Annotated in this window: 11 protein-coding genes; 7 read left to right on the top strand and 4 right to left on the bottom strand. The window is 39.4% G+C overall.

Annotated elements, in window-relative coordinates; translation table 11 throughout:
• From N2257_02980 to N2257_02950, 7 genes are all read left to right on the top strand, one after another.
• A partial coding sequence (locus N2257_02980) for a hypothetical protein (GenBank protein MCX7793360.1) occupies positions 1-232 on the top strand: 232 nt, incomplete at its 5' end.
• A complete protein-coding gene (gene murB / locus N2257_02975; GenBank protein ID MCX7793359.1) occupies positions 225-1145 on the top strand; it encodes a UDP-N-acetylmuramate dehydrogenase in 921 nt (306 codons plus the stop codon). The genes N2257_02980 and murB, both read left to right, overlap by 8 nt.
• The gene (locus N2257_02970) at positions 1135-2127 is read left to right on the top strand and encodes a D-alanine--D-alanine ligase (GenBank protein MCX7793358.1); all 993 of its coding nucleotides are present in this window, start codon (positions 1135-1137) and stop codon (positions 2125-2127) included. Before murB ends, N2257_02970 begins: the two co-directional genes overlap by 11 nt.
• Complete coding sequence (locus tag N2257_02965) at positions 2108-2872, top strand: FtsQ-type POTRA domain-containing protein (GenBank protein MCX7793357.1); 765 nt, start codon at positions 2108-2110, stop codon at positions 2870-2872. The genes N2257_02970 and N2257_02965 overlap by 20 nt, the downstream gene beginning before the upstream one ends.
• Positions 2862-4112, top strand: a complete 1251-nt coding sequence (gene ftsA / locus N2257_02960) for a cell division protein FtsA (GenBank protein ID MCX7793356.1) — start codon at positions 2862-2864, stop codon at positions 4110-4112. The genes N2257_02965 and ftsA overlap by 11 nt, the downstream gene beginning before the upstream one ends.
• Before the next feature lie 17 nt (positions 4113-4129).
• Positions 4130-5329, top strand: coding sequence for a cell division protein FtsZ (ftsZ, locus tag N2257_02955; protein ID MCX7793355.1), 1200 nt, complete (start codon positions 4130-4132; stop codon positions 5327-5329).
• Positions 5319-5774: a RidA family protein gene (locus tag N2257_02950; GenBank protein MCX7793354.1), complete on the top strand. Its 456-nt coding sequence runs from the start codon at positions 5319-5321 to the stop codon at positions 5772-5774. Before ftsZ ends, N2257_02950 begins: the two co-directional genes overlap by 11 nt.
• A 306-nt stretch (positions 5775-6080) precedes the next feature.
• Here N2257_02950 and N2257_02945 read toward each other — a convergent pair whose 3' ends face one another.
• The 4 genes from N2257_02945 to N2257_02930 form a co-directional block, all read right to left on the bottom strand.
• A complete protein-coding gene (locus tag N2257_02945) occupies positions 6081-6740 on the bottom strand; it encodes a response regulator transcription factor (GenBank protein MCX7793353.1) in 660 nt (219 codons plus the stop codon).
• Positions 6718-8574, bottom strand: coding sequence for a HAMP domain-containing protein (locus N2257_02940; GenBank protein MCX7793352.1), 1857 nt, complete (start codon positions 8572-8574; stop codon positions 6718-6720). The genes N2257_02945 and N2257_02940 overlap by 23 nt, the downstream gene beginning before the upstream one ends.
• 150 nt (positions 8575-8724) lie before the next feature.
• Positions 8725-9345 carry a cytochrome b/b6 domain-containing protein gene (locus tag N2257_02935; GenBank protein ID MCX7793351.1) on the bottom strand — a complete coding sequence of 207 codons (621 nt, stop codon included), beginning with the start codon at positions 9343-9345 and terminating at the stop codon, positions 8725-8727.
• 10 nt (positions 9346-9355) lie between these two features.
• Positions 9356-10756, bottom strand: a complete 1401-nt coding sequence (locus tag N2257_02930) for a cytochrome c3 family protein (GenBank protein MCX7793350.1) — start codon at positions 10754-10756, stop codon at positions 9356-9358.
• Between the last annotated feature and the right edge of the window lies 1 nt (position 10757).

Here is a 10757-nt window from a genome sequence, read left to right as displayed (position 1 = left end):
GCCCATAGAGGGTGTGAACACAGGAGTGCTCTATGAGCAGATCCTACAGAGAAGCAGTTCTGGAGGCTCAGCTCCTGAAACGGATTTCATATATTATGTCACTGACAGAGAAAAACTTATTCAGAAGATAAAAGAAGAGTTAAGGGAAGGTGATATACTCCTTACAATGGGTGCTGGAGATGTCTGGAAGATAGGAGAGGAGGTCTTAAAGGAATTAAAGAATAATGGATGAGAAACTCATAGAAAAATTAAGAAAAGAAGAGGGACTGATAATCCTTACAGATGAACTTATGCGCTATCACACAACACTCAGGACAGGTGGTTCAGTTTCAGCCTTCATACATGTGAAGACCGTAGAAGCCCTGAAGAGATTAATTTATTTGATTAAAAACAGCGGCATTAGATTCATAATAATCGGTGGTGGCAGTAATATTGTCTGGCCTGACAGGGATATGGACATTGCAGTTATATACCTTTCAGGACTAAGAGATCTTAGAAGAATTGACCAGACCAGCGTGGTAGCTCAGGCAGGTGCGCCTCTTAGCAGACTTGTAAGGTTTACTGTGCAGGAAGGGCTTCAGGGATTTGAAGGACTTCTGGGAATACCTGGTACTGTTGGTGGTGCAGTGAAAGGAAATGCGGGAGCCTTTGGCTGTGAGATAAAAGATAAATTGAGGCTTGTGAGATTGCTAACCACCGATGGAGTTTTAAAGGAATTAAAAAGAGAAGATATCCATTTTTCCTATAGAAACTCATCAATAGGAGACAGGGAAATAATACTGGAGGCTGAATTCTCCTTTAAAATAGATGCAGTTGAGGAGCTTGAAAAAAGAATGAGGGATTATCTGCAGAAAAGAAGACAGACCCAGCCATTAGGACTTCCATCAGCTGGCTCTGTTTTTAAGAATCCTCCAGGAGATTTTGCAGGAAGGCTTATTGAACAGGCAGGTTGTAAAGGGATGCGTTCTGGTGATATGGAGGTTAGTATGATTCATGCAAATTTTATAGTAAACAGGGGCAGGGGAACCCAAAAAGATTTTTTAAATCTTGTAGAACGGGTTCAGGAAAGGGTTATGAAAAAATTCAATTTATTTCTTGAACCTGAGGTAAAGATCATAAGACAGGAGTGTGAATGTGAAGCCTAAAAGACTGAAGATAGGTGTTCTTATGGGTGGGCTTTCCTCTGAAAGAGAAGTCTCCTTAAGAAGTGGAAGGGCAATAGCGGATGCCCTTGAAAGACTTGGTTTTAAGGTTTCCAGAATAGACCTGAGGCAGAAGGGTCACAGACCAGGACCGCAGGAAAGGGAGGTTTTAAAGAATCAGAAGATAAAGGCGATAACTGCAGGAGGCCTTTCAGAGTACTTAAAGAAGGAGAGGTTTGATTGTATATTTCTAGCGCTTCATGGAGGTATAGGTGAAAATGGTGCTATTCAGGGATTTTTAGAGGTCTTAGGTATACCTTATACGGGCTCAGGGATTAAGGCATCAAGCCTTGCAATGGATAAACTAGCTTCAAAGCGATTATTTACTGCTCATGGATTGAGTGTTCCGGAATTCATGATTATTGAAAAGAAAGAGATACCTGATGAAAAGGAGATTATCAAAAGATTCGGACTTCCCCTTGTCGTAAAACCTGTACATGAGGGTTCAAGTGTGGGAGTTACAGTTGTTGACAGGCCTGAAGAACTTGTTCATGCAATAAAGGTTGCAAAAGAATATGGAGAGTGCCTTATTGAGGAGTACATTAAAGGGAAGGAGGTCCATGTCGGGATTTTAAAAAACAGGGCAATAGGCGCTGTGGAGGTCAGACCAAAGGAGAGGTTTTACAGTTACAGGGCAAAATATACTCAGGGAATGACAGAGTACATTATCCCTCCTGACATTCCTCAAGACAGACTTCAAAGAGCTCTTGATACAGGACTCCTTGCCCATAGGGCGCTTGATTGTAGCGGTGCAACCAGAGTTGATCTAATAATTACAGACAAAGGTGAAACTTATGTGCTTGAAGTAAACACTATTCCCGGTATGACAGAGACATCCCTTCTTCCAAAAATAGCACGCTCAGCAGGTATAACCTTCGAAGAGCTTGTAAAGGAGATACTTTTTGATGCGCTCCAGAAGAACTAAAAATTTAAGAGAATTTGAGAGAAGAAGGCCACTCGGCTTATACATTCTTGCAGGGGTAATAATTATCAGCCTTTCTTCCTTTTTAGCCTACAAAGCAATGAGGGCTCTTTTTATCATTGAAAATATTGTTATAAGAGGCAATCATATACTTTCTGAGGCTGATATCAAGAGGATTGCAAATATAGGTTATAAAAGGAGCCTCCTTGATATTTCTTCCCCACAGGTTTATCACAGGCTTATAGGTTCACCATGGATAAAGGAGGCAGTCATCAGAAAGGAACTTCCAGATAAACTCATTATCTGGGTAGAGGAGGCATCTCCCCAGGCAATCATTAAAAAGGATGGAAGGAAATTTCTTATAGATGATACGGGAGTGCTTATCGAAGAGCTTCAGGATGACAGTCCAATGCTACTGCCACTTCTTGAGATTGATTATGAAAACAGGGAGCTCATAAGCGAAGCACTGTTACTTCTTAAAGAGATGAGGACCATGAATATAAGCGCTGGTGAAAGTGAGCTTATTGTTACAGGTTCAAAAAAGGAAGACCTCACGATACTCGTCAGGCAGAAAGGAAAAGGTCAAGATTATCTTTCAATAAAAATAGGACATGGTTCATACAGAGAAAAGCTGAGGAGGCTTGTCGATTTTGCTCCATCCATAAGGGAAAAAGCACTGAGACCTTATATTATTGATCTCAGGTTTAATGAAAGGCTTATTGTGAGGGAAAAAAAGGATGGCTTATGAGATAAACTGTCTTGATTTAGGAACAACGAAGGTCACGCTTCTTTCAGCAGAGATTTCAGAAAGTGGTACTGTACTCAAAGGAGCTGTGAGCCTACCATCAAGAGGCCTTAGAAAGGGTCAAATCGTTGACATGGAGGAGGCAGCCCTTTCTATAAAAAAAGCAGTAAAGGAGGCTCAGGAAAGATTTAATCTCAATATTGGTTCTGTTACTACAGGTATCTCTGGAAATTTAATAGAGTTTTTTGAGAGCTATGGTGCGGTAAGAGTAAGGGGTAAAAGGATTTCAGAAAGGGATATAGAAAATGCCATAGAATCGGCGAGCTCTGTTTATATCCCGCTTGACAGGGAATTACTACATGTGATTCCTGTTGAATTTATTGTTGATAATGAGACGGGCATAAGGAATCCAATCGGTATGAAAGGTTTCAGACTTGCTGTAAGAGTTCAGATAATAACAGCTCCGTTAAATTCTGTAGAGAATCTCATAGGAGTCTGTGAACAGGCAGGTCTTAAAGTTGAGAACATCGTATTTGAACCTTTAGCTCTGAGGAAGGTTTTGCTCACCGAAGAGGAGATAGAAGAGGGAGTATTATTACTTGATATAGGAGGAGGTACAACTGATATAGCTATATTTAAAGACAGAAGGCTTATTCATACAGCAAGCATACCTGTTGGTGGAAATCACATTACAAATGATCTTGCCATAGGTCTGAAGATATCCGTTAAGGAGGCAGAGGTTGTAAAGATAAAATATAGTTCGGCAATCATGAGGGACTCATTGGAAGAAATAGAGATAGATAGCTCGAGGACTAAAAGAAGGGTTCCCCTGAGACTTATAGATGAAATTATCTATGCGAGGACTCTGGAGGTTATTTCTATGATAAAGGCTGCTGTTGAAAAGGCAGGAGAAAAAACTGATGCTTATGGTATATGTGGAGCTGTTCTTACAGGTGGCTCCTCACTTTTGAATGGCCTTGATATTCTTTTTGANTCTCTTACGGGGATGCCGGTGAGGATAGGATATCCTGATAGGCTTAAAATATCCGGTCTTTCTTCATCTTTTCTCAGTCCCCAAAATACACTGGTTTTCGGTTTGCTGAGTATAAACTCAGAGAGAATTAGAGAGTATTATAAAGATAGGTTTTTGATCAAAGGGATAATCGAGAGGATAAAGAAGAGTTTAAGAATGCAGGTTTTTCCAGATTTTAGATTGAAAAAGTATCTCACTTCAGAATTTTAATAGTTAAGGAGGTGCCCATGTTTGAGCTTGAAGAAGTAATTGACTGTGGTGCAAGGATTAAAGTAATAGGAATTGGTGGAGGTGGTGGAAATGCTATAAACAGCATGATATCCTCCGGAATTACAGGTGTAGAATTCATTGCAATCAATACAGACACACAGGCCTTATCTCTTTCCCTTTCACCTCTGAAGCTACAGATAGGCTCAAGGCTTACAAAGGGACTGGGAGCTGGCTCAAATCCACAGCTCGGACGGGATGCTGCAATGGAGGATGCCTCAAGGATAGAAGAGGTTCTTAAGGGTGCTGATATGGTATTTATAACTGCAGGAATGGGTGGTGGAACCGGAACTGGAGGTGCTCCTGTTGTTGCAGCCATTGCAAAGGAACTCGGTATTCTTACGGTGGCAGTGGTTACAAAGCCCTTTTATTACGAAGGAAAGAAAAGGCATGACAATGCCATGAGGGGAATTGAAGAGTTAAGAAAGAATGTAGATTCCATAATAGTTATACCTAATGACAGAATAAGACTAATTGCTGAGAAAGGAATGTCCCTTACAAAATCCTTTGAACTTGTCAATAATGTACTCAGGCAGGCTGTGCAGGGTATAACAGACCTCATACTTAAACCTGGTCTAATAAATCTTGATTTTGCTGACCTTAGGACTGTCCTTAGTGGTGCAGGAAGGGCTGTTATGGGAGTTGGGATTGCGAAAGGCTCAGGCATAGAAGCAGCAAGAAGGGCTGTTACAAATCCCCTTATTGAGGAATCGAATATTGAAGGTGCAAGGAGGGTATTGCTAAATATCACGGGTGGTCCTGATATGGATATAGAGCTAGTCAATGAAGCATGCTCCTTTATTTACGATGCTGTTCATGAAGACGTCCATCTAATATTCGGAGCCGTTATTGATGAATTCATGGAAGATTCTATAAAGGTCACAATAGTTGCTGCTGATTATGAGAAGGAGATGGCGTCAGACCAGAAAGAAAAAAGACAGCCTGAAAAACTCATGAAGCGAAAGGATGAACAAGAAGATACCACCATGCCATCTTATATTCCTTCTGCTCCTTTTCGTTCCCTTCAGGGTGCAAAGAGGATTTTAAGTAAGTCCCTTGAGGATTTTGAGCTTCCAAGAGACCTTCTTCATTATGATGACCCGCTTGATATTCCGGCTTTCATGAGAGAATCAGAGGAGGGGAAAAGGGATGAGTCCTGAGGAGGTTCTTAAAGGTCTCGGATTTGAGCTTCCTGAAATTCCTGTGCCTCTGGGAGCCTATGTGCCTTTTGTTGAGCACAATGGCATTATCTTTCTGAGCGGTCTTCTTCCTGTAAGAGAGGGAAGACTGCTCTACGAAGGAAGGATAGGAAGGGATGTTGGTATTGAACAGGCAAAGGAGTGTGCTGTACAGGTCGTGCTTAATTGTCTTTCAATTATAAAGTCAAATATCCGAAGCCTTGAGAGAATCAGGTGCCTGAGAATAAATGGTTATCTCCAGACATCAGAGGATTTTAAAGACCATTCCTTTGTACTTAATGCTTCCTCTGAACTCCTTCTGAAGGTTTTTGGTGAGCACGGCAGGCACACAAGGATTGCTGTCGGAGTTCATACATTACCCATGAATTCTCCTCTTGAGATGGATTTTATATTCACCATGAAATAGATTGGTTTTACTGCTCTGTAAGGTTTACTGGCTTTGGATTTGATTGAAAATGCATTTTTTAGTTTTCACCAAGATTTTTTTAAAAGAGATAATCAAGCGAGATTCTAAGGAAAGGATGATGATAATAGTATTGCATTAATAATTGAATGTCATCAAAATGGTAGAATATTAGGGATGAAGAGGATTGTAGTAGGTAGACAGGAAACCTTACTCACGACTGGAATATAATGTTTTCTGGCAAATTTCCAAATTTTAAATTTCACTATTACGGTCAATTTGAATGATAAAATTTGAAAAATTTAAAAATTAAGTATTAAGCTCATCGAGCTTTATTATTCCCTTCTGTATGGCAAATTTTATTAGGCCAGCTCTTGTGTGAATATTAAGCTTTTCACTTATTTTTGTGTGGTGGGCTATAGCTGTCTTAACGCTTATACCGAGCATATCAGCAATTTCCTTATAAGTGTATCCCTCTGATATGAGTTTAAGAACCTGTTTTTCTCTTTCTGTGAGCTTTTCATAGGAATCTTCCTGAGGAGCCTTTTCTTTGTTAAGATAACCCTGTACAATCTCCTTTGCAATAGATGGATGGAGATAGAGCTCACCTCTCTTTACAGCCCTGATCGCATTGACAAGTTCCGAACCCGCTGCCCTTTTAAGGATATATCCTGAGACTCCGGCCCTCAGAAGCCTTGCTATATATTCCCGGTCATCATACTGAGTGAGGATTAATATCTTTACATCGGGCAATTTTCTTTTTATCTCAAGGGTCGCCTCAAGTCCTCCAAGTTTTGGCATATTTATATCAAGCAAAACAATGTCTGGCTTAAGATTTTCTGTTTTTTCCACAGCCTCAAGTCCATCAGATGCCTCACCTATAACCTCAATATCATCACAGATTTTTAAAAAGGCTATTATGCCTTCTCTTACAAGACTGTGGTCATCAGCTATCAATACTCTTATCATCTTCCCTCCTTATTATCTCAGCTGGAATACTGATAATTATCCTCGTACCAGCATCCCGCGAAGAGCATATTTTCAGTTTTCCACCTATCAATGATGCCCTTTCCTTCATTCCGAGCAAACCAAGGCCCCTCCCTGTTCGGTCAGTCGAGGATATCTCGTTAAAAATGCTGTAAATATCAAATCCATCTCCGTCATCTTCTATCTCAATAAGAAGGTTTTTATCTGTGAGCTGCATATTAATAAAGGCATTTTTTGCATTGGAGTGCCTTGCTATATTTGTTATAGCCTCCTGGACTATCCTGAATATTGTTATTTCTATTTCTGGGGAGAATCTCATATCCTTTATGGCCTCATCAATATTCAGATAATACTCTATTCCTTTTTCTTTAAGATGTGTACCCAGAAGCCATCTTATTGCAGATTCAAGACCGAGATCATCAAGAATGGATGGTCTCATATTCTGGATGATATTGAAGATTCCATCTATTGCCTTCAGTGTAATGTTTCTTACTTCTTCTATCTTTTCTTGTGTAATATTCTGTGGATAGAGTTTGCACATGTCTATCCGCATCAGAATTGCAGAAAGGTCCTGAAGGGTCTCATCATGGAGTTCTCTTGAGATTCTTTTTCTCTCTTCCTCCTGGGATGTGATTATTTTTTTTAGGAGATTCTGGATTCTCTGTTTGCTTTCTCTGACTTTCAGGGTCCTTTCCATAACAAGTTTTTCTAGCTCAAGGTTGTATTTTTTAATGTTTTCTGTATACTCAAGAAGGCGTTTTCTCATCTTTTCAAAGCTTCTGCTGAGTGATCCTATTTCATCATCACCATAAACAGGTATAGTATGGGAGAGGTCTCCGTCGGCAATTTTTTCGGTAATTTTTATAAGATTCTGAATAGGATTCACTATGCTCCTGCTTACACCTATTGTTATAATAAGTGTAAGACCCGTAAAAAGGATAGCCAGTGTGAGAAAGGTCTCTTTTAATTCTTTTACAGTTGAAAATACTGTCTCTTCCTTTTCTCGCAGTACAACTGCCCATGGTGCAATCCTTGATGGTACAAGGGTTATAAGACTGTTTGAGCTTATTTTCTCAGAATGACATTCATGACAGGTGGTTATTGCTTCTCTTTTTTCTGTTATGCTTTTTTTAATAAAACTATTATGGTCAGAAGTGCTCAGTATCCTCGCTCTTTTTGATGAGGCAATAACAACGCCGTTAGAATCTATAATCTCTATATGCCTTTCATCACCAGGACCTTCAAGCCTTAGTATGCTAGAGAAGAATGGGCTTGTAGGGTCTATTTCTCCACCTGCAATACCGATTAGATTTCCGTTACTATCTCTTAAGGGCACAAGTACAAAGATTATCTTTTTCATTGATGGTTCAATGGTATATATGTTTGATATAACTGGTCGAGCAAGTTCAATGGCTTTACTTACAGGCTCTATGCTTAATATATTTAAAAAGAGTTCTGAGGGCCGTTCGGGAAAATTCAGGAGCAGGGTTCCTTTTTTATCAGCAATAAAGATTCCCTCCTTGAATATAGAATAATGATAGGCTCTTTTCAGTGCTTCCTTTTCGGGAATGAAATTCCTATCGTCAAGGTTGATACTACCTGAGAGGGATATATCATAGAGTCTGTTAATATTTTCAGAAAGAAAATAATCAACCTGGTCTCTTATTGTCCTGCAGAGGGCAAGGTTGTTTGTTAAAGAGTTTTCAATTGTTTTTTTCGTTATATAATAGGCAGTTACGCCAAAGCTGAAGAAAATCAGGGATATCCCAAGTATGACGGTCAGGAAGATCCTTTTCTGCAGGCTTCTCTCAATCACTTTATTTAATTATATAACAAAGTTTTGAAAAGTATTAAGTTTCAAGATTTAGAAACAAAAAATGTCTTTAAATTCTGCAGAAGTTTCAATCTGGAGGAGATAGAACAGAATTTTTAAGATTCCTTTTAATGCTGAGAAATTTTAAATTCTTTAAGCCTTTCTCCTGTAAACGTAACCCGTAAATATGCTTCTGTTAAGAGGGAAAACCTCAGGGTTGAAAATGGAGTTATAAAGATGCCAGAGTAGGATTAAAGCAAGGATAAGAGCATGGTTTGTGTGAATAAGTTTAGCTGCTGGTATAAGAATGCCTGGAAGAAGCTTTGCTGCTAAAACAGGAAATCTTAGTATCAGGCCTGTTAGTGCCATTATAATTGAGCCTGTGAGTATTCCCCAGTACTCAAATTTCTGCCTGTAGGTAAATATCTCTGTAGAGGCTGGTTTTGGCTCAAAGCCAAGATAGTATTTCAGATTATGAATTGCATCAGCAAAATCCTTTTTTCTAATCATTATCTTTGGTTCAACACCTCTGTAAAGTTCCACCGCTCCGTAAAGAACATGAACGGCTATCTGCAGACAGAAGAAGAGACCTGTATTTCTGTGGATCAATCTTAACATATCAATTCCACCTGACAGGTTTATTATATATCTTGAGATATCAAGTTCATGAAACTTCTGAACTAGTCCTGTTACAGCAAGGATCGGGAAGGTTAACATTACCAGGGCATGTTCTGCTATTCTGAATGTGGAAAACTTCCTTATTTTTTCTTCCATGGCTTTCCTCCTATCTGTTTACAGCGTACCTCCATATATGAAGGATAATCTGTATGGCTAGGCCTGCTATTGTGAGCGGGATAAGGATTTCATATACCTTTTTGATGATAAAGAGCAGAGGTGTCCTTTTAAGGTCTATTCCGTAATGAGAGATCCAGGCATCGGGAAAATCATCTGATGCGTCAGGATGACATGTGCGGCATTTTTTAACAAGATTTTTTTTAATAATTGTTTTATCAATATCCATTTTTGATATGTCATGTGTGCCATGGCAATCTGTACAGACTGCCATGGCTTTTTGAAATTCTCTATCTTTCTTTTCTTTTTTGTACATTGAGAGTGTTACCCCGTGAAAATCAGTTAGATATGTACTTACTACATCTGTTGATAAGCCGTATTTATTCATTATGATGGGATCTGCATGGCAGCTACTGCAGATATCAGGTATTTTTTCTCTGAAATCAACAGTCAGTGGATTTTTAATATCATGAGCTGTGTGGCAGTCAGTGCATACAGGAACATCCTGATTCCTTTCATCAATAAGCGCCTTTCCATGGACACTCTTAATGTAGGTCTCATAGATAGTTCCATGGCACTTCTGGCATCTCCTTGCGATCAGAATTTTTTCCCTTGCTATGCGCTTAATTGAGTGGAAACCATGGCAGTCAACGCATACAGGTGCTTCAAGTCTTCCAGAGCTGAGTATTGTATAATGAATACTGTCAAGGGTTTTTACATATTTATCAAAATGGCATCTCCTGCATGTCTCTGAATTTGCAATTGTATAGTCACGCCTGCTTTTAAAATATCTTTTTGGGTGAAATGATGAGGAGAAGCCAACATGACAGTCAGGACAGCTGAGATTTNTGTGCACAGAGGATTCTAGTTCCTCTTTTTTTATGGATGCTCTAATTGTCTCACCACTTTTGAACATTAATGTCACAGCGTTTCTGTGACAGGACATACAGTACAGCTCCTCCTCTCTGTAAATTTTTTTCTTTACAGGCATAACACCGTGAGAGCCATGGCAGTTTGTGCAGAGATGGGCAATGCCTTTTTCTTCATCCCTTAAGAGCTCCTCATGAATCTGCTTCATTTTAATCTCTTCAGGCCTGTGGCATCTCCTGCACAGAAGGGCGGTTTTTATTCTAAAAAACTCTCTGCTTCTGAATCTTCTTTCACTGTGTTTTCCTTCTTTAAGGATTACATCATAATGACAATCGGTGCAGCTGAGATTGCCGTGCACTGATAGTCTTAGCTGTTCAATATCAACATAGACATCTATTAAAGTTCCATCATCAAATTTTTTTATGTTTCCTTTTTTTGTATGGCAGTTAAGACACTCCTCTGACTGGGCTGAGAGGTTAAGGGGAGGGCTCAGGAAAAGAAGAATGAGAACAATAATTATCATA

It is taken from the genome of Thermodesulfovibrionales bacterium (assembly GCA_026417875.1).
Classification (GTDB): Bacteria; Nitrospirota; Thermodesulfovibrionia; order Thermodesulfovibrionales; family CALJEL01; genus CALJEL01.
Note: the sequence above shows the minus strand (reverse complement) of the source record. Positions and strands in the feature narration are given on the sequence as shown.

Excerpts from the sequence above, each read along its gene's own strand:
- murB (MCX7793359.1), top strand. The coding sequence starts at position 225 with ATGGATGAGAAACTCATAGAAAAATTAAGAAAAGAAGAGGGACTGATA.
- N2257_02965 (MCX7793357.1), top strand. The coding sequence starts at position 2,108 with ATGCGCTCCAGAAGAACTAAAAATTTAAGAGAATTTGAGAGAAGAAGG.
- ftsZ (MCX7793355.1), top strand. The coding sequence starts at position 4,130 with ATGTTTGAGCTTGAAGAAGTAATTGACTGTGGTGCAAGGATTAAAGTA.
- N2257_02950 (MCX7793354.1), top strand. The coding sequence starts at position 5,319 with ATGAGTCCTGAGGAGGTTCTTAAAGGTCTCGGATTTGAGCTTCCTGAA.
- N2257_02945 (MCX7793353.1), bottom strand. The coding sequence starts at position 6,740 with ATGATAAGAGTATTGATAGCTGATGACCACAGTCTTGTAAGAGAAGGC.
- N2257_02935 (MCX7793351.1), bottom strand. The coding sequence starts at position 9,345 with ATGGAAGAAAAAATAAGGAAGTTTTCCACATTCAGAATAGCAGAACAT.